The organism is Staphylococcus sp. IVB6214 (assembly GCF_025558585.1).
In the GTDB taxonomy this organism is placed as follows: domain Bacteria; phylum Bacillota; class Bacilli; order Staphylococcales; family Staphylococcaceae; genus Staphylococcus.
This window is the reverse complement of the sequence record NZ_CP094723.1, coordinates 1,334,048-1,353,824: the sequence shown is the minus strand read 5'-3', so window position 1 is coordinate 1,353,824 and position 19,777 is coordinate 1,334,048. Positions and strand designations below refer to the sequence as shown.

Below are 19,777 nucleotides of genomic sequence, written 5' to 3'. Positions count from 1 at the left end.
ACGGGTATAATATAGATAGTACTTAAATTAGAATTATTATAAATAAGAAAGAAGGTTTTTCTATGAGTAACCATGATGATTCGAAACTAACAGGCTTATTTGGGCATCCAGTAGGCGACAGAGAGAATTCAATGACAGCCGGACAACGTGGTCCACTGCTCATGCAAGATTGGTACTTTCTTGAGCAGATGGCACATTTCGATCGAGAAGTCATTCCTGAACGACGTATGCACGCAAAGGGATCAGGTGCATTTGGAACGTTTACTGTAACGAATGATATCACGCAGTATACTTCAGCAAAGATCTTTTCAGAAGTTGGCAAGCAAACAGAGATGTTCGCACGTTTCTCAACAGTAGCAGGTGAACGTGGTGCAGCTGATGCAGAGCGTGATATTCGTGGCTTTGCATTAAAGTTTTATACTGAAGAAGGAAACTGGGATTTAGTAGGCAACAACACTCCTGTCTTTTTCTTCAGAGATCCAAAACTATTTGCGAGTTTGAATCATGCGGTTAAGAGAGATCCAAGAACGAACATGCGCAGTGCTCAAAATAACTGGGACTTCTGGACTTCTTTACCAGAAGCATTGCATCAAGTAACAATCTTAATGTCAGATCGCGGTATTCCAAAAGGTTATCGTCATATGCACGGCTTTGGTTCGCACACATATGCGATGATTAATGATAGCAATGAACGTGTATGGGTGAAGTTCCACTTTAGAACACAACAAGGTATTGAAAACTTATCACCTGATGAAGCGGCTCAAGTGATTGCCAAAGACCGTGAATCTTCACAACGAGATTTGTTTGAAGCCATTGAAAAGGGTGACTTCCCTAAGTGGAAAATGTATATTCAAGTCATGACGGAAGAACAAGCACGTCAACATAAAGATAACCCGTTTGATTTGACAAAAGTATGGTTTAAGGATGAATATCCATTAATTGAAGTAGGAGAATTTGAATTAAATAGAAACCCAGATAACTACTTCATGGATGTAGAACAAGCGGCATTTGCACCTACAAACATCATTCCGGGTATTGATTTTTCACCGGATAAAATGTTGCAAGGACGACTTTTCTCATATGGTGATGCACAAAGATATCGCTTAGGTGTTAACCATTGGCAAATCCCAGTGAATCAACCTAAAGGTGTCGGTGTAGAAAATATTTGTCCGTTCAGTAGAGATGGTCAAATGCGTTTCTTAGATGGGAATGGTGGCGGTTCTACACATTACTACCCAAACAGTACAGGTGTTTTTAAAGATCAACCAGAATATAAACGTGCGCCATTGGATATTGAAGGAGCGGCTTATGAGTATGACTTTAGAGAAGATGATGATAATTACTTTGAGCAACCCGGTAAGCTATTCCGCCTGCAAACACCCGAACAACAACAGCGTATTTTTGAAAATACTGCCAATGAGATGGAGGGTACAACAGACGAAGTAAAACATCGTCATATTCGCCATTGTTATCAAGCAGATCCAGAATATGGTATCGGTGTCGCTAATGCACTTGGTATGGCAGATCAGTTAGATGAAATTTTAGGAGATTTAAAATAATCTTCATAATAAAAAGGTGAGCACTTTGAATGCTCACCTTTTTTGTCGTATTTTTGATTAGTCGTGATATGCCGTTATTATTTTGTTTCTCTGTGTAAAGTGTGTTTGTTTAATCTTGGGCAATATTTCATCATTTCGATACGCTCTGGGTTTGTACGTTTATTTTTAGTTGTGATATAGTTACGGTCACCACATTCTGTACAAGCTAAAGTTACATTAATACGCATGGTTTTCCCTCCTTTAGTACATAATAAATTGAAACCATTACGATTTATTATTTTATCACGCTTTTTTATATTTGCCAACATTTTATCTTGCGTTTATAAAAGAAAATATGCTAATATATAAAACGTAATGATTACGATTTATAAAAAGGTGGTATAAATATGGCTAAAAAGTCTAAAATAGCAAAAGAAGCAAAGCGTGAAGCGTTAGTTGCGCAATACGCTGAATTAAGACGTGAATTAAAAGCGAAAGGTGATTATGAAGCACTTCGTAAACTTCCACGTGATTCATCACCAACAAGATTGACAAGAAGATGTAAAGTAACAGGTCGTCCACGTGGTGTGATGCGTAAATTTGAAATGTCTAGAATTTCATTCCGCGAGTATGCACATAAAGGCCAAATACCTGGCGTTAAAAAATCTAGCTGGTAAAATTGCTTCCCTTTGTTTACTTTATCCGTTAATGATAGTATATTATCATATGGATAAAATAAATGAGGGGTTTTTTAAACATGAAAATTTTTGATTATGAAGATATACAACTAATTCCAAACAAAAGCATCGTGAAAAGTCGTTCAGAAATTGACACATCTATCCAATTTGGGCCTAGAAGATTTAAATTACCTGTTGTACCTGCAAACATGCAAACGGTTATGAATGAACAGTTGGCAGAATGGTTTGCGGAAAATGATTATTTCTACATTATGCACCGTTTTGATGAAGCAGCACGTATTCCATTTATAAAACGCATGCATGAGAAAGGTTTATTCGCTTCGATCTCAGTTGGTGTAAAAGACCCTGAATTTGAATTTGTTAAAAACATTAAAGCTGAAGGATTGAAACCAGAGTATATCACAATTGATATTGCTCACGGTCATTCAGATCAAGTTATCAATATGATTCAACACATAAAAGAGCACTTACCAGAAACATTCGTTATCGCTGGTAATGTAGGGACGCCAGAAGGTGTTCGTGAACTAGAAAACGCAGGTGCAGATGCAACGAAGGTTGGTATTGGACCAGGTCGTGTTTGTATTACAAAAATCAAAACAGGTTTCGGTACAGGTGGCTGGCAATTAGCTGCAATTAACCATTGCAGTAAAGCAGCACGTAAACCAATTATTGCAGATGGTGGTATCCGTACGCATGGCGATATCGCTAAATCAGTTCGCTTTGGTGCATCAATGGTAATGATTGGTTCATTATTTGCAGCGCATGAAGAGTCACCAGGTGAAACAGTCGAAATGGATGGCAAAAAGTATAAAGAATACTTTGGTAGTGCATCTGAGTATCAAAAAGGTGAACGTAAAAACGTTGAAGGCAAAAAAATGTTTGTTGCACATAAAGGTTCACTTCAAGATACATTGAAAGAAATGCAAGAAGACTTACAAAGTTCTATCTCTTATGCAGGCGGTAAAGATGTCGGTGCATTAAGAAAAGTGGACTATGTAATTGTTAAAAACTCAATTTTTAACGGTGATAGAGACTAATAAGAAAAGCTCGGACACACATCATTCGTGTGTCCGAGCTTTTTTGACGTTGACTGAGGAGTGTCATTGAGAGAAAGGGTGAAAAACGAACTACATTTCTCTAAAAAGACCGACAACTTTTCCTAAAACAGTCACATGGTCCAGATAAATAGGACTGAGCATACTATTTTCTGGTTGTAATCGATAACGATTTTTCTCTTTAAAGAATCGTTTTACTGTCGCTTCATCTTCTTCAGTCATAGCAACAATAATATCTCCATTTTCAGCGATAGATTGACTTCTAACAATCACTTTATCACCATCTAAAATGCCTGCTTCAATCATACTGTCACCAACAACGTTTAATATAAAAATTTGGCCGTTATGTGTGGAAGTGAAATGTTCGGGTAATGGATAATACTCTTCTACATTCTCAACAGCCGTAATTGGGACACCGGCAGTGACCTTTCCAATCACTGGAACGAAAATAGTTGCTTCCATATTGACTGGTTCACCCATGAGTTCACTCACAATCTCGATAGCACGTGGTTTCGTTGGGTCACGACGAATATATCCTTTTTCTTCTAAACGAGAAAGATGACCGTGAACAGTTGAACTTGAAGCTAAGCCAACTGCTTCTCCTATTTCACGAACACTCGGTGGATATCCCTTAGAATGTACAACTTGTTTAATGAATTCAAATATTTCACTCTGTCTCTTCGTTAATTCCCTCATAAATAGCACTCCTCTATTGAATTTAAAGCTATTATAGCATATCACACGAACAAGAACAAACATTTGTTCGTCTTTTTGTTGACACGGAACGCTTGTTCTGTTAGATTACTAATACAAACAAATGTTCGAGGAGTGTATGAGAATGATTCAACAAAAATATCACGAGTTAACACTGTTTTTAATTGTATTCCTAGTCTCTATCATCTTGTGTTTTGCTTTCTTTATTATGGCAAGTCAAAACGAACAGGTGGAACAGACGTACGAAATGACAGATCACTCACTTAAAAATACAGAACAATATGAAGCAGCACCTGATCACAGTAATGAAGAGAGTGTGTTTGCTATTACGTTAAGTAAATAATGCTTTAATTAAGTATAAAGAAAACTGATTTGTGTAGAGTAAGTATTTCTAAGTGAACGACAATGATGTCAATGTTTTCGTTAGAATGAATCGTTTGGTTTTCCACAGTACTTCTGTTATATTTTTATAAAGAAATTAACGGAGGTAATACGGTATGTTAAGCCAAGATAAATTAAATCGTATTAATGAACTTGCAAGAAAGAAAAAAGAGCAAGGATTAACAGAAATTGAGGCGAAAGAACAATCTAAATTAAGAAGTGAGTATTTAGAGACATTTCGCGGTAGCTTCAAGGCTCAGATTGAACAAACAAAAATAATCGACCCACAAGGTAACGATGTGACGCCTGAAAAATTGAAATCAATTCAGAAGCAAAACAATTTGAGAAAGTAACTGTCACACTATTTTCATGAATATTTTAATTGAAGCATTGATTTGCTAGGTTTCTAATCTATGTTTCGGGTATAATATAGCTATGAAAAGAAAAAGAAAGGAAGTAATTTTATGTTTGATAAAAATGATAGTTTAGCAGTGAATACACTGCGTGCTTTGAGTATTGATGCAATTGAAAAAGCAAATTCAGGACATCCGGGTCTTCCTATGGGTGCAGCACCTATGGCTTATACGTTATGGACACGTCATTTGAATTTCAATCCAAAAGCTGATCAATACTTTAATAGAGACAGATTTGTCTTATCTGCTGGACATGGATCAGCACTACTTTACAGTCTTTTACATGTTTCTGGTGGTTTAGCATTGGATGAATTAAAAAACTTTAGACAATGGGATTCAAAAACACCAGGGCACCCTGAGTTCCGTCATACACAAGGTGTAGAGATTACAACAGGACCATTAGGACAAGGTTTTGCAATGGCTGTTGGTATGGCAATGGCAGAAAAACACTTATCAGATAAATACAATCAAGATGGTATTTCTATCGTAGATCATCACACATATGTATTAGCTTCTGATGGTGACTTGATGGAAGGGATCTCACATGAAGCTGCTTCATTAGCAGGTCACTTGAAGTTAGACAAGTTAATCACATTATATGATTCAAATGATATTTCATTAGATGGAAAAACAAATAAATCATTTTCAGAAAATATTAAACAACGCTTTGAAGCATACGGTTGGAATCATCTTTTAGTAGAAGATGGTAATGATTTAGAAGCGATTGATCGTGCGATTGAAACAGCAAAAGAACAAGCAGGACCAACAATTATCGAAGTGAAGACGATTATTGGATATGGTTCTCCTAACAAATCAAATAGCCATACATCACACGGTGCCCCATTAGGTGCAGATGAACGAGCACTAACGTTTGATAACTACGCGTTAGATGCGGATAAACAATTCCACGTAGATGAAGTTGTTTATGACATTTTCAAGGAAACAATGATTGAACGTGCAGATGCTCATGAAGCTGCATGGGAAGCAGAATTTAAGAAATATGAAGAAAAATATCCAGAACTTGCTGCAACATTCAAAACAGCCATTGCGGGTGAACTTCCAGAAGATTATGCAGCATCATTACCTCAATTTGAAGTGGGTCATAACGCCGCTTCTCGTGCAGACTCCGGTGAAGTGATTCAAGCGATTAGTGCCGCAGTGCCATCATTCTTTGGTGGATCAGCTGACTTAGCTTCATCTAACAAATCAAATGTAAAAGCAGAAGGTGACTTCTCTGCCGAAGATGGTAGTGGCAGAAATATCTGGTTTGGTGTACGTGAGTTTGCGATGGCAGCAGCAGTCAATGGTATGGCAGCACACGGTGGTGTACATCCATATGGTGCGACATTCTTCGTATTCAGTGACTACGTTAAACCTGCATTGCGTTTATCATCATTAATGGGATTAGGTTCAACATTTATCTTCACACATGATTCAATTGCTGTTGGTGAAGATGGCCCGACACATGAACCAGTTGAACAACTTGCTGGTTTACGTGCAATGCCTAACTTAAACGTGATTCGTCCAGCAGATGGTAACGAAACACGTGTTGCTTGGCAAGTAGCACTTGAATCTAAATCAACACCGACTGCTTTAGTATTGACGAGACAAGGATTGCCTGTCTTGGATGTTGACTTTGCAGCGGTTGAAGAGGGTGTACGTAAAGGTGCATATGTTGTTTATGAGACTGAAACAACACCTGAATACGTATTGCTTGCGACAGGTTCAGAGGTGAGTCTACTTGTAGACGTAGCAAAAGAATTAGCTGAGCAAGGTAAAGGTGTACGTGTTGTATCAATGCCAAACTGGCAAGCATTTGAACAACAACCACAAGCTTATAAAGATGAAGTTTTATTACCACATGTTGAGAAACGTGTTGCAGCTGAGATGGGTGCGACTTTAGGTTGGCACAAATATGTCGGTATGCACGGTAAAGTAATTGGTATCGATCGCTTTGGTGCAAGTGCGCCTGGCAACTTAGTAATTGAAAAATACGGTTTCACTAAAGAGCAAGTTTTAGCAGAGATTGAACAACTATAATCAATTATTTCAATCGTCATAACAGATTAGGGCATAGAAAGTTTGATTGCTTTCTTGTCCTAATTCTTTTTTCTGTTATTTAAGGTATATTCATTTGAATTACCTTGAAAACAAATGGTATTTCTAGTAAAATGCTAAAGGATAAAGAAAGTGGGTGAAACGATGGCAACATGGTTAGCGATATTATTAATTGTTATTGCACTTATCATCGGTCTTGTTGGTGGATTCTTCTTAGCTCGTAAATATATGATGGATTATTTGAAAAAGAACCCACCTATTAATGAAGAGATGTTACGTATGATGATGATGCAGATGGGACAAAAACCATCACAAAAGAAAATCAATCAAATGATGACAATGATGAACAAAAATATGGAAAAGAAAATGTAATAGCTTTTACTTAGATAAGCAAGGGAATCGATGGTGACACATACATGGATTTCCTTGCTTTTTACTTTGCTGTGCAATGAAATATGGCTATAATAAAAGTAACAATTTTAAATGGAAATACATATGAATGTACGGATGATATGCATATCATTTATAGTCCGATACTTGAGGAGGCAACACTTTGAGCTATTTAGTATTTTCAATCATAGTAGCATTTGTCATGGGGGCTGCTGTGATTGTTGTGCGTATGAAAGCACAACAGTATCCAGTGAATATAAAGAAGATTATTTTGCCACCTGTTTTTATGTCGACAGGTGCACTAATGTACGTTGTCCCTTATTTTCGATTGACGCATACAGAAATTGTAGAATCAATTGTAGTGGGTGTGATCTTTTCAACAGTATTGATGTTCACTTCTCATTTCGAAGTGAAAAAAAATGAGATTTACTTAAAAAAATCAAAAGCGTTTCCTGTTGTACTCGTGTCATTATTAGTGATTCGTACAGTGCTCAAAGTCTTTCTAGGGAACTCTATTGATGCAGGAGAGCTTGCAGGTATGTTTTTCTTACTTGCATTCAGTATGCTATTACCGTGGCGTTTAGCGATGCTGTGGCGATATCAACAGTTAAAAAAACGTATGTTTCACCATACGACGTAGTTCATTAAGAGACTTTTGCAACAAAGCAGTGATCATAGCCATTCGGTATGTGACCTGCTTTTTATTTTGTCATATAAGAAAATGATTCATTTGAGGTGAAAATATGAAAATTATTCATACGGCAGATTGGCATTTAGGCAAGCGACTCAATAGTCATAGCTTTTTAGAAGATCAACGTTATATTTTGTCACAGTTTGTTGAAGCAATGATAGAAGAGAATCCAGACTTAATTATTATTGCTGGAGATATATATGATACAGCACATCCTAATAAAAATACGGTGGCAATTTTTGAAGAAATGGTTCAAAAGTTAAACTTGCAAATGCGTATCCCAATTATTATTATCAACGGTAATCATGATAGTAAAGAGCGCCTAAGTTATGGGGCATCATGGTTCAATCAGAGTCAGCTTTATATCCGAACATCGCTATCATCCTTTTTTGAACCGATTGAATTTGAAGATATCGCTATTTACACACTTCCATTTTTTTCAGTTTCTGAGGCACGTGTATACCTTGAACAAGACGTTAAAAGTTATGAACAAGCTGTCAAAAAATTTGTTGAATTGGTGAAACCACAATTGGATACGACGAAAAAAAATATACTTGTTGGACATTTTACGTTACATGGTGCGCCTAAGTCTGATTCTGAACGTGATTTGACAATTGGAACGATAGAGTCTGTATCTCCACGATATTTAGATGGGTTTGATTGTGTTTTGTTAGGACATATCCATCATCCGTTTGCGATAGATTATGCGCATATTTTTTATAGTGGATCGATCTTGCAATATTCTTTTTCTGAAGTGAAACAAGCAAAAGGATATCGTACGATTGAATTTGATAATAAAGGTCAATTAAAACAAATATTTCGTCAGTTACAACCGCAATTTGAACTTGAAGTTGTAGAAGGGAAGTATGAAGATATTATCAACGGTCATTTTGATAGAAAGTCTGATAATAGTTATTTTCATTTTAAATTACGTGAGATGCAACATGTTACGGAACCTATGCAAAAACTAAAACAACTATATCCAAATACATTGGCATTAACGCCAGAAGTTTTAGCAATTTCCGACACAGTACAGGAAACAGGTGAAATTAGTCAATCAGAACCTTTGGATATTATCAATATGTTTTATCGCATGCATACAGAAGAAGACTTATCTGAGATTCAACGTGATCATTTGGTAAAACTCATTGAAGAAGAAAGGGGGACACATTAAGTGAAACCGATACGTTTACATCTTGAAAATTTTGGTCCTTTTGTTCAGGAAGAAATAGATTTTTCTAAAATACATGATAATCAACTCTTTTTAATTTCTGGAAAGACGGGTTCCGGAAAGACGATGATTTTTGACGGTATCGTATTTGCATTATACGGACGTGCATCTACTGAAAAGAGAGAAGTAAAGCATTTGCGTAGCCAGTTTGCTGACCCGAATGAACCATTAAAAGTAACTTATGAATTTGAAGTGCGTGGTCGTCGTTATAAAGTGATTCGAACAGCCCCTTATGTGACACCAGATAATCAGCAAGTGAAGCATCAAACGATAGAAGTGTATGCGTTTGACGGTACAACTTATCATTTAGAAGAAAGCAAAAACAGAGAAAGTAAACAATATTTATTAGACCTTATCAATTTGGAGCATGAACAATTTCGACAATTATTCATACTACCACAAGGTGAATTCAAACGCTTCTTAATTTCTAGCACGAAAGAGAAACAACCCATTTTAAGAACGCTGTTTAATACGCAATTGTATGAATTTTTAAATGATAGACTAGTTAATAATACGAAAGATATCAAAATAAAGATAGCGAACCAGCAAGAGAAAATAAAGGACAAGTGGCAAACACTTGAGACATTTGATCATGAAGCGCTTCAAACTTATCAAATGTTATCTGCAGAGCAGTATGATCGTTTATTTGAAGTTTTACCGGAGTATCAATTAATTGGTGAACAGATTGTTAAAAACCTAGACACAGAAACGAAACAATTAAATAAGCGTACTGAAGCTGTCAAAGCTGAACTTGAACAGCAAAGGAAACGGCTTGAATTAGAAGAAAAATACGAACAGATTCTTGAAGAAATCAAGGTACTCGAATCAGAGAAAACACAAATTCAAAAAGATGAAACATTGTTACAAAGGATTAGAGAAAGTAAAAGTGCCATACGCCTATATCGTGATCAGACAAACGAAGAGGCACAACTGTCTGAATATGATAAACAGATGCAACGTTTAGAAAATGCTCTTGATCAAGCACAGCAAGAAATGTCGCAATTGGATCGTAAGGAAGTTGAATTATCAGAGCAAAGCCATGCCATTGAAGAAAAACGAGAATTTGTTAGAAAAACGCATTATTTTTATGAAAATCATCAACAATTTATTAAATACGTAAAGAATGAGAAGGAAAGAAAAAAAGAGATTGAAGTGTTAGTAGAACGTCTTGCTCAATATGAAACAAAAGTTACAAATCTTCATAAACAAACAGGAGAGCAAGTTATAGATATTGATAAAGAGAAAGATCTTTTCATTCAAATAGAACAACTCAAACGGGATGTTGACGATATAGCACAAGCAGAAGAAAAAGCGAAGGAAGCCAGTCGCTTAAAAGAAGAAATTAAGAAAATTAAATATGTGATGGAAGATTTGAATGAGAAAGTCATGGAAAAAACGCAACAGATAGTACATCTAACATCACATGACCATACATTGTTAAACCATGAAAGTGCTGTTGATGTTTTAAGAAGTGAATTGCATTTAGGTGAGCCATGCCCTGTTTGTCAGCAGATTGTTCATGAGCTGGCAGAAGGAGCGTCAATGGCAACATTGAAAGAGCAACGTCATCAAAATGAACAGTTAGAGCAAGAGATCAATAAGTTGAAAGAGCAGATAAATGATTGCAAAATACACTTATCAGTAAGTGAGGCCAAATATGAAAGTGTGTCTGACGTTCAATTTGATAGCGAAAAACTGCAATCACAAAAAGAATTATTAGAAGAAACATCACAAACGTACCAAGAATTGCACGATACGAATAAAAAATTAGAAAAAACACAAAAACAACTTGCAGATTTAAAGCAATTAATGAATGGTATCGAGCAAGAGATAGCAGTTAAAAAGGAACAATTGGCACGTGATATAGAAGCACTTGCAGAATTTGAACAGAAAACAACATACACAGATGTTCAACAATTTGTATATGAATATGAACAACAGTCTCAAGCAGTCGAAGGTTATGACAAAGCATTAGCGCACCAACAACAAGAAAGACAAAAGCGTGAAAAACAAGTCAATGACATCACTTCTCAAAGAAATACGACAACAGCATTGATGAAAGTCTCACGTAAGAAAATTCAACAATTACAATCAGAACTTGATGTCGAACTTGAGCGTTTAAACTTGGATGGTGTGCATGAATTAGAACGAGTGATGAAAGAAGTAGATAAAGAGGCAGAGATAGAAGCACGCATAAAAAAACATAATGAAATGTATCATGTTAAACTGGATCATCAGAAAGAATTGTCTAAACAGATACAAGCAATGGATGTAAAGGATTTAACAGAACTTGAACATAAGTATGAAGAAATAAACAATAAACATCGGGAGTACTTCAAACAATTGAGTCAAGCACAATTAAAATTAGATAATAATGAACGATCCATAGAGATGATTGAGCAAGAGATTATTTATTTGAAAGAGCAGCTTGATCAACAACGAGAACTGGTATTCTTATCTGATGTTATTAAAGGGAATAACGATAAAAAGTTAAGTCTTGAAAACTATGTGTTGACTTATTACTTGGATCAAATATTGTTGCAAGCGAATAAGCGACTACTTAATATGACAGGAGATCGTTATCAGCTCGTCCGTAAAGAAGAAAAGGGGAAAGGTTATAGTGGCTTGGAAATTGATGTGTTTGATTATTACGCCAATCAATCACGTCCAATTAACTCTTTGTCAGGTGGTGAGACATTCCAAGCTTCATTAGCATTGGCACTTGGTCTGTGTGAAATTGTTCAAAACGAGCAAGGGGGTATATCGCTAGACGCGATGTTTATTGATGAAGGTTTTGGAACGCTCGATCAAGAAACGTTGGAAACGGCACTTGATACATTGATTCAACTTCAATCAAGTGGTCGTTTGGTTGGTGTTATTTCGCATGTTACCGAGTTGAAAGAAAGGATTCCAGTTGTTTTAGAAGTTGTTTCAAATAACTATCAAAGTCACACACAATTGGTATTTCGAGAATAAAATAAAAGCGTTAGAATTCACCAAGAATGAATTCTAACGCTTTTTCGCATAATCTTACTTATTGCGTAAGATGTCACGGATTTCAGTTAAAATAAGTGTGTTTTCTTCGATTTCTTCTTCAACTTCAGCAGGTTTTACAACTGTGTTAGCAATTTTCACGAAAATGAATAATGCAAATGCAACAATCAAGAAGTCGATGATTGATTGAATGAAAATACCATATTTAATACCGAAAGCTGACCAGTTTTCAGCGAAGTCTACTTCTCCGAATAATAAACCGATTAACGGCATGATGATGTTTTCTACTAAAGATGTCACAATTTTATTGAATGCAGCACCCATAACAACAGCGACTGCTAAATCTAATACATTGCCTTTTAGCGCAAACTCTTTAAACTCTTGAAACATTTTAAATAACTCCTTTATAAAATTGATTTAATTAACAAATGATATTATACAACATTTTGCTACCATTACAACACACTTTTTTAAATAAAAATTTTTTCATTTTACACTTCATTGATTATATTGTTTTATTTTGTTATGGTATATAAGTAGCGCACTTTTTAGCTTTAAACTTTAAAAAGTTGGGTATATAAATAAAAAGTGATGAAAAAATTTAATACGAAAGGGAGTATGTTAATTTATGAATACTTCAACTCCAGAACCAAATGGTAAGAAGTTTTCACCAGTTTTCTTAATCAGTTCTATCATTGTATTTGCAATTGTTTTAATTGGGGTGTTTATCCCATCACAATTTGGCGATTTTACAAATGAAATAAAAATTTGGATTACAGATAACTTAGGTTGGTATTACTTGATTCTAACAACTGTTATCGTGTTCTTCTGTATCTTCTTAATCTTCAGCCCAATTGGTAAATTAAAATTGGGACGCCCAAATGATAAACCAGAATTTAACACAATTTCTTGGTTTGCCATGTTATTCAGTGCGGGTATGGGTATCGGATTGGTATTCTATGGCGCTGCAGAACCACTTTCTCACTTTGCAGCACCTCCAACAGCGGACCCAATGACGAAGCAAGCATATGCAGAATCATTACGTTCAACTTTCTTCCACTGGGGATTCCATGCTTGGGCTGTATATGGTGTCGTAGCATTAGCACTTGCATACGCTCAATTTAGAAAAGGTGAACCCGGCTTACTTTCTAAAACATTACGACCTATCTTAGGCGATCGCGTCGATGGTCCAATCGGTATGTTCATCGATGTACTTGCTGTATTTGCAACTGTTATCGGTGTTGCCGTATCACTTGGTATGGGTGCTTTACAAATTGCCGGTGGTTTAAATTACTTATTCGGCATTCCAAACAATATTGTTACACAAGGTGTCATTATTGTTGTCGTTACAATTTTATTCATCATGAGTGCTTGGTCAGGTTTAAGTAAAGGAATTCAATATTTAAGTAACTTGAATATTGGTTTGGGTTCACTTTTAATGTTTGCTGCTTTATTTATTGGACCAACTGTCTTAATTATGAATATGTTTACAAGTTCAACAGGTAGCTTGTTAGATGGCTTTTTATTCAGTAGTTTTGACACAGCTGCACAAAATTCTCAGAAAGCAGAATGGATGTCTGGTTGGACATTGTACTACTGGGGTTGGTGGATGAGCTGGAGCCCATTCGTTGGGGTCTTCATCGCACGTGTATCAAAAGGGCGTTCAATCCGTGAGTTCATCTCAGGTGTGATGCTCGTTCCAGTTATCGTAAGTTTCTTATGGTTTAGTGTCTTCGGTGTGTTAGGTATTGAAACAGCTAAAAAACATAAAGAAATTCTTGATATGTCAGTAGAAACCCAACTCTTTGGTGTGTTTAATCACTTGCCAATGGGAATGGTATTATCAATGATTGCATTATTACTTATTGCATCATTCTTCATCACTTCAGCAGACTCAGCAACATTCGTTTTAGGTATGCAAACAACGAACGGTTCACTTAATCCAAGTCAATTCGTAAAAGTGACATGGGGTATCGCTCAGTCATTAATAGCCTTCGTATTATTGTTATCAGGTAATGGTAATGGAGAAGAAGGACTGAATGCATTGCAAAGTGCAGCGATTATCAGTGCATTGCCATTCTCTATCGTTGTCATACTTATGATGATTAGTTTCTACAAAGATGCGAACAGAGAACGTAAATTCTTAGGATTAACATTAACACCAAATAAACATCGTCTTAAGGAATACGTTGCCCAGTCACAACAAGACTATGAGGAAGAACTTATTTCAAAAAGAAAAGTGATGAGAGAACAAGAACAATAAGAAATCAAGAAGCGGTAAGATGACAATTCATGTCATCGATACCGCTTCTTTTTTGGAAGTCCATTTTTTGTGGTGGGCAGATAATAAAAAGTAACTAATTTTATTTTTAACTTAATCATAACATGTAGTCATCTCTACATTCATTTAAGCGTGCAGTTTAATTATTAATTGTGCGCTTTTTCTATACCATCATTTCTTTAATACTCGCTTGCCAAGGCGCCTCACTTCAACTAATTTTGGCTTTATTGAATAAAAGAAGCCAAAATGGATTTTCCGTTCGGCTTGTTGCCTTAGGCGTCTCGTATTAGAAATGATTTTAGATACACATCTCTAAGTGTGTTAGGACATATTAGATAGCGATTACTACGTAATATATTTATGCAGCGTTATTTATTAGTAAACTATCCTTTTTACGTCGTTGATATAGCTTAAAAATAATCAGTATCCTTGCCTTGAAGTTATTAAAGTTTCGATAGCCATATGATACACGTTTAATAAGCTTAATTTTATTATTGATACCTTCAATCGCTCCATTGTTTAACTTAGGGTGTTTAATTGTTGAATAAAGGATATACTCGTATTTTTTATAGAACCGAATGACACGCCAAACACCACGTGATACATGCTTCTTTTCAACACTCATTAAAGTTTCTTTGAAACGTAACCAATCACATTGTTTTAATGCTTCTCGAAGGTGATGAACTAACATATATGTGTCATAGAGCTGCTGATCAAGATTTAATAGATACTCTAAAATATCTCTTGATGTCGTATACGTTTTGAAGGACTTCGACCAAAAGTATTCATAGCTGTTGATATCTTGTCTGTCAGAAAGGAAAAGTTTCCAGTGTTTTTTCATTTTCGTGTAATCTGTTGATGACTTATAGCGACAAGTATTCATTATAGAAATACGTTGCTTATTAAGTTCACGGTTAAGGTGCTGAACAATGTGAAAACGATCAAAGATTAAAATCGCATTCGGGAATACTTCATGAATGAAGTTAATGTAGGGTTCATACATATCGGCTGTGACCGTTTTGACAGCTAATCGTTCACGACGATCAAAACGATAGAAGTACTCTTTAAGTTTGTGAATACGTCTATCTTCTAAGATATCGATAATCTGATTCGTTTCATTATTTATAAACAGAAAACTCATCGCTGTTGTCACATTTTTAACGCTTTTAAATTCATCTATGGAGAGATGTTTAGGCAATCCAGATGAAGGTTTTACTATTAATGATTGTGAGATATGGTGAATACATCTCTTAACTGTGCTTGGTGAAACACTACAATCATTAGCAATGTCTATCTCAGACTGTACACGTGTGAGTTTGTCCTGAATCGCTAATTTCACAAGGTTAGTAATAAAGCAATTACTATCAACAATGTTTGTTTGAGCCGTAAAAGTCTTTAAACAATGTAGACACTTAAAGCGTTCTTTCGCTAAATTAAGATAAACATTAGACTCTTGAGATTTTAATAGTGTTAAACGCGAAACACGTTTACCGTGCTTATGTATTTGTCCGTCATTGACACAACCACACTTCATACATGCCTTTGGTGTATAAGAAAGTGTTCCATAAACAACCGTAGAAAGCTGACCACGCACTTCTACATCTTCTTCCACTTTAAGAACTTGAATATTTTCATCTTTTATTTTTAATAGTTTTAATATATCATTACACATAGGCGCATCATGTCTCCTCTCATTTTTTGTTTAGGCACTTAAAATTATAGAGGCATGAGCGCTTTTTTTGTATCAAAATGATTTAAAAAACAAAAAAGGGCGGGACAGCAGTTCATGCCATCCCACCACAAAAGATTAAGACCCTCTTTTTTTGGGGCGTGTGAATTGAAAATCGTTCTCAACTAATAACAATAAATTATCAATATCATAAAAAGTCATAAGTTATTATTATAGTTTCTAATTACAAAGACAAAATTCAAAACGGGTTGTTTTAGCGCTTACATAGTTGTTTTTAAAGCGCTTTAATAATACAATTGAAACAAAGGCATATAAATTTTCCAAGGGGGACATTCAAATGACTGCAAATTTAAAAGAGCAAGCGAAAAAGTCATTTCAAGTGAACGGTCAGGACATTACATATTATGACCTGAATGTATTAGAAGAAAAAGGCTTAACAAAAATCAGTCGCTTACCATATTCGATTCGTGTGTTATTAGAATCAGTGTTACGCCAAGAAGATGGCTTTGTTATTACAGAAGACCACATTAAATCATTGGCAACATTCGGAAAAGAAAATGACAAAGGCGAAGTACCATTCAAGCCTTCACGTGTTATTTTACAAGACTTTACAGGTGTGCCAGCGGTCGTGGACTTGGCCTCTTTACGTAAAGCGATGGATGATGTAGGTGGGGACCTTACAAAAATTAATCCAGAAGTACCCGTTGATCTCGTTATTGACCACTCTGTACAAGTAGATAGTTACGGTAATCAAGACGCTGTTGAGCGCAACATGAAGTTAGAATTCGAACGTAACTACGAGCGTTATCAATTCCTAAGCTGGGCAACAAAAGCATTCCAAAACTATAATGCAGTGCCACCAGCAACAGGTATTGTTCACCAAGTAAACTTAGAGTATCTTGCGAATGTTGTTCACGTTCGTGACGAAGAAGGCGAAAAAGTCGCTTATCCAGATACATTAGTAGGTACAGACTCACATACAACGATGATCAATGGTCTCGGCGTATTAGGCTGGGGTGTTGGTGGTATCGAAGCGGAAGCAGGTATGCTTGGACAACCTTCATACTTCCCAATTCCAGAAGTAATCGGTGTTCGTTTATCAAATGAGTTACCACAAGGTGCAACAGCAACAGACTTAGCATTACGTGTAACAGAGTTATTACGTCAAAAAGGCGTAGTAGGTAAGTTTGTGGAATTCTTCGGCCCTGGTGTTGACAAGTTACCACTCGCAGACCGTGCAACAATTGCGAACATGGCGCCTGAATACGGTGCAACATGTGGTTTCTTCCCAGTAGATGATGAAACATTGAAATATTTACGTTTAACTGGTCGTTCTAATGAGCATATCGATGCAGTTGAAAAATATTTAAAAGAAAACCACTTATTCTTTGATGTTGCAGAAGAACCTAATTACACAGATATTGTTGATTTAGATTTATCAACAGTTGAAGCGTCTTTATCAGGTCCTAAGCGACCACAAGATCTTATCTTCTTGAGCAACATGAAAGAAGCTTTCCAAAAATCTGTCACTGCACCAGCAGGTAACCAAGGACACGGATTTGATGAAAGTGAATTCGATAAGAAAGCAACAATCAACTTTAAAGATGGTCGTCAATCAGAAATGACAACAGGTGACATCGCAATTGCTGCGATTACATCATGTACAAACACATCTAACCCTTACGTAATGTTAGGTGCTGGTTTATTAGCGAAAAAAGCGGTTGCTAAAGGCTTAAAAGTACCTGATTATGTGAAAACATCACTGGCTCCAGGTTCAAAGGTTGTAACTGGATACCTACGTGATGCAGGTTTACAAGAGTACCTAGATCAACTTGGCTTCAACTTAGTTGGTTATGGTTGTACAACATGTATCGGTAACTCAGGTCCTTTATTAGAAGAAATCGAAGCGGGTATCGCTAAAGAAGACTTATTAGTGACTTCTGTATTATCTGGTAACCGTAACTTTGAAGGTCGTATCCACCCACTTGTTAAAGCAAACTATCTTGCATCACCACCACTTGTTGTGGCGTATGCATTAGCCGGAACAGTGGATATCGATTTACAAAATGAACCACTTGGTCAAGATGCAGAAGGTAACGATGTATTCTTAAAAGATATCTGGCCTTCAATCCAAGAAGTATCAGATACAGTAGACAGCGTTGTAACACCTGAACTCTTTAAAGAAGAGTATGCCAACGTGTATGAAAATAATGAACTATGGAATGAAATCAATACAACAGAACAACCATTGTATGATTTTGATCCAAACTCAACATATATTCAAAACCCAACATTCTTCCAAGGTTTATCAAAAGAACCTGGTACAATTCAACCATTAACTGGTTTACGTGTGATGGGTAAATTTGGAGACTCTGTTACAACTGACCATATCTCTCCAGCCGGTGCAATTGGTAAAGATACACCAGCAGGTAAATACTTGTTAGACAACGGTGTATCTCCACGTGACTTCAACTCATATGGTTCACGTCGTGGTAACCATGAAGTGATGGTACGTGGTACATTCGCAAACATCCGTATTAAAAACCAACTTGCGCCAGGAACTGAAGGTGGCTTTACAACTTACTGGCCTACAAATGAAGTGATGCCAATCTTTGATGCTGCGATGAAGTATAAAGAAGACGGTACAGGCTTAGTTGTATTAGCTGGTAACGACTACGGTATGGGATCTTCTCGTGACTGGGCTGCAAAAGGTACAAACTTATTAGGTGTTAAAACTGTTATCGCACAAAGCTATGAACGTATCCACCGTTCAAACTTAGTGATGATGGGTGTATTACCATTACAATTCAAAGATGGTGAATCAGCAGATACACTCGGTTTAAACGGTGAAGAAACAATCAAAGTTGACATTGACGAAACAGTTCAACCAGGACAACTTGTTAAAGTCACTGCGACAAAACCTGATGGTACAGAAGTTGTATTTGAAGCTATTGCACGTTTCGACTCTAACGTTGAAATGGACTATTACCGTCATGGCGGTATCTTACAACTTGTATTACGTAAAAAGTTAGCATAATACAGACATCCAATAGACGGATACAGTTACTTATGACTGTATCCGTTTTTCAATTCAATTTGCTTATGTGACAAACATGATTTGTGATAAGATAATCTCAATAATACTTTAGAGAGAGGTTTATAGTTATGTTATATGCATTAACGGAAATAGAAGTGCGCTACCAAGAAACAGATCAAATGGGTGTTGTATATCATGGTAACTATGCGACATGGTTTGAAGTAGCACGTACGGACTACATTCGAAAGTTAGGCCTTGACTATATGGAAATGGAACAACAGGGCGTCGTATCACCTGTGACAGAATTGAATGTTCAATACAAAAAAAGTGTGGGATACCCTGAAAAAGTAACTGTAAAAACGTGGGTCTCTAAGTTTTCTCGATTACGCTCTCGTTACCAATATGAGATTTATAATTCTGACGGGGAGATTGTCACAACAGGTTATACTGACAATGTGATTATTACTAAGGAAGAGGGCAGACCGCTTCGCCTTGATAAAGCTTTTCCAAATTGGTATGACGTATACAATGATGTTGATAAGCGAAACAAAGAAGGAGAAAACCTTGAACTAAAAAGAACCAATCAATAGGCGTGGCGCTTATTGA

General features: G+C 36.2%; 17 protein-coding genes. 13 read left to right on the top strand and 4 right to left on the bottom strand.

What is annotated here, in order from left to right:
• The first annotated feature begins 62 nt into the window (after nucleotides 1–62).
• Nucleotides 63–1,559 (top strand): catalase, encoded by a 1,497-nt coding sequence (locus tag MUA51_RS06520; RefSeq protein WP_262558996.1) that lies wholly within the window; start codon nucleotides 63–65, stop codon nucleotides 1,557–1,559.
• Between the two features lie 77 nt (nucleotides 1,560–1,636).
• On the opposite strand, the gene rpmG is transcribed toward MUA51_RS06520, so the two are convergent.
• Nucleotides 1,637–1,786: a 50S ribosomal protein L33 gene (gene rpmG / locus MUA51_RS06515; RefSeq protein ID WP_044361700.1), complete on the bottom strand. Its 150-nt coding sequence runs from the start codon at nucleotides 1,784–1,786 to the stop codon at nucleotides 1,637–1,639.
• 159 nt (nucleotides 1,787–1,945) lie between these two features.
• On the opposite strand from rpmG, the gene rpsN reads away from it, so the two are divergent.
• Both rpsN and guaC read left to right on the top strand, forming a co-directional pair.
• Nucleotides 1,946–2,215: a 30S ribosomal protein S14 gene (rpsN, locus tag MUA51_RS06510; RefSeq protein WP_095117119.1), complete on the top strand. Its 270-nt coding sequence runs from the start codon at nucleotides 1,946–1,948 to the stop codon at nucleotides 2,213–2,215.
• 80 nt (nucleotides 2,216–2,295) lie between these two features.
• The gene (gene guaC / locus MUA51_RS06505; RefSeq protein ID WP_262558994.1) at nucleotides 2,296–3,273 is read left to right on the top strand and encodes a GMP reductase; all 978 of its coding nucleotides are present in this window, start codon (nucleotides 2,296–2,298) and stop codon (nucleotides 3,271–3,273) included.
• Nucleotides 3,274–3,363: 90 nt separating this feature from the next.
• On the opposite strand, the gene lexA is transcribed toward guaC, so the two are convergent.
• Nucleotides 3,364–3,987: a transcriptional repressor LexA gene (gene lexA / locus MUA51_RS06500; RefSeq protein ID WP_262558993.1), complete on the bottom strand. Its 624-nt coding sequence runs from the start codon at nucleotides 3,985–3,987 to the stop codon at nucleotides 3,364–3,366.
• Between the two features lie 142 nt (nucleotides 3,988–4,129).
• On the opposite strand from lexA, the gene sosA reads away from it, so the two are divergent.
• The 7 genes from sosA (at nucleotide 4,130) to sbcC (ending at nucleotide 12,145) form a co-directional block, all read left to right on the top strand.
• Nucleotides 4,130–4,348, top strand: coding sequence for a DNA damage-induced cell division inhibitor SosA (gene sosA / locus MUA51_RS06495; protein WP_262558991.1), 219 nt, complete (start codon nucleotides 4,130–4,132; stop codon nucleotides 4,346–4,348).
• Between the two features lie 154 nt (nucleotides 4,349–4,502).
• Entirely contained in the window at nucleotides 4,503–4,739 is a 237-nt protein-coding gene (locus tag MUA51_RS06490) for a DUF896 domain-containing protein (RefSeq protein ID WP_262558990.1), read from the top strand.
• A gap of 111 nt (nucleotides 4,740–4,850) precedes the next feature.
• Complete coding sequence (gene tkt, locus MUA51_RS06485) at nucleotides 4,851–6,839, top strand: transketolase (RefSeq protein WP_262558989.1); 1,989 nt, start codon at nucleotides 4,851–4,853, stop codon at nucleotides 6,837–6,839.
• 162 nt (nucleotides 6,840–7,001) lie between these two features.
• Entirely contained in the window at nucleotides 7,002–7,229 is a 228-nt protein-coding gene (locus MUA51_RS06480; protein WP_282956678.1) for a YneF family protein, read from the top strand.
• Nucleotides 7,230–7,410: 181 nt separating this feature from the next.
• Entirely contained in the window at nucleotides 7,411–7,887 is a 477-nt protein-coding gene (locus MUA51_RS06475; RefSeq protein WP_262558985.1) for a CcdC family protein, read from the top strand.
• Nucleotides 7,888–7,990: 103 nt separating this feature from the next.
• Nucleotides 7,991–9,112 carry an exonuclease subunit SbcD gene (gene sbcD, locus MUA51_RS06470; RefSeq protein WP_262558983.1) on the top strand — a complete coding sequence of 374 codons (1,122 nt, stop codon included), beginning with the start codon at nucleotides 7,991–7,993 and terminating at the stop codon, nucleotides 9,110–9,112.
• The gene (sbcC, locus tag MUA51_RS06465; protein ID WP_262558982.1) at nucleotides 9,113–12,145 is read left to right on the top strand and encodes an exonuclease subunit SbcC; all 3,033 of its coding nucleotides are present in this window, start codon (nucleotides 9,113–9,115) and stop codon (nucleotides 12,143–12,145) included.
• Between the two features lie 54 nt (nucleotides 12,146–12,199).
• On the opposite strand, the gene mscL is transcribed toward sbcC, so the two are convergent.
• Nucleotides 12,200–12,553: a large conductance mechanosensitive channel protein MscL gene (gene mscL / locus MUA51_RS06460; RefSeq protein ID WP_095117098.1), complete on the bottom strand. Its 354-nt coding sequence runs from the start codon at nucleotides 12,551–12,553 to the stop codon at nucleotides 12,200–12,202.
• 238 nt (nucleotides 12,554–12,791) lie between these two features.
• Between mscL and MUA51_RS06455 the strand changes: the two genes are divergently transcribed.
• On the top strand, nucleotides 12,792–14,426 hold the full coding sequence (locus MUA51_RS06455) for a BCCT family transporter (protein ID WP_262558980.1): 1,635 nt from the start codon (nucleotides 12,792–12,794) through the stop codon (nucleotides 14,424–14,426).
• A 376-nt stretch (nucleotides 14,427–14,802) separates the two neighbouring features.
• On the opposite strand, the gene MUA51_RS06450 is transcribed toward MUA51_RS06455, so the two are convergent.
• Nucleotides 14,803–16,116 carry an ISL3 family transposase gene (locus MUA51_RS06450; protein WP_262558978.1) on the bottom strand — a complete coding sequence of 438 codons (1,314 nt, stop codon included), beginning with the start codon at nucleotides 16,114–16,116 and terminating at the stop codon, nucleotides 14,803–14,805.
• Nucleotides 16,117–16,471: 355 nt separating this feature from the next.
• On the opposite strand from MUA51_RS06450, the gene acnA reads away from it, so the two are divergent.
• Entirely contained in the window at nucleotides 16,472–19,171 is a 2,700-nt protein-coding gene (gene acnA / locus MUA51_RS06445) for an aconitate hydratase AcnA (RefSeq protein ID WP_262558976.1), read from the top strand.
• Between the two features lie 128 nt (nucleotides 19,172–19,299).
• Complete coding sequence (gene menI / locus MUA51_RS06440) at nucleotides 19,300–19,761, top strand: 1,4-dihydroxy-2-naphthoyl-CoA hydrolase MenI (protein WP_262558974.1); 462 nt, start codon at nucleotides 19,300–19,302, stop codon at nucleotides 19,759–19,761.
• Nucleotides 19,762–19,777: the final 16 nt, after the last annotated feature.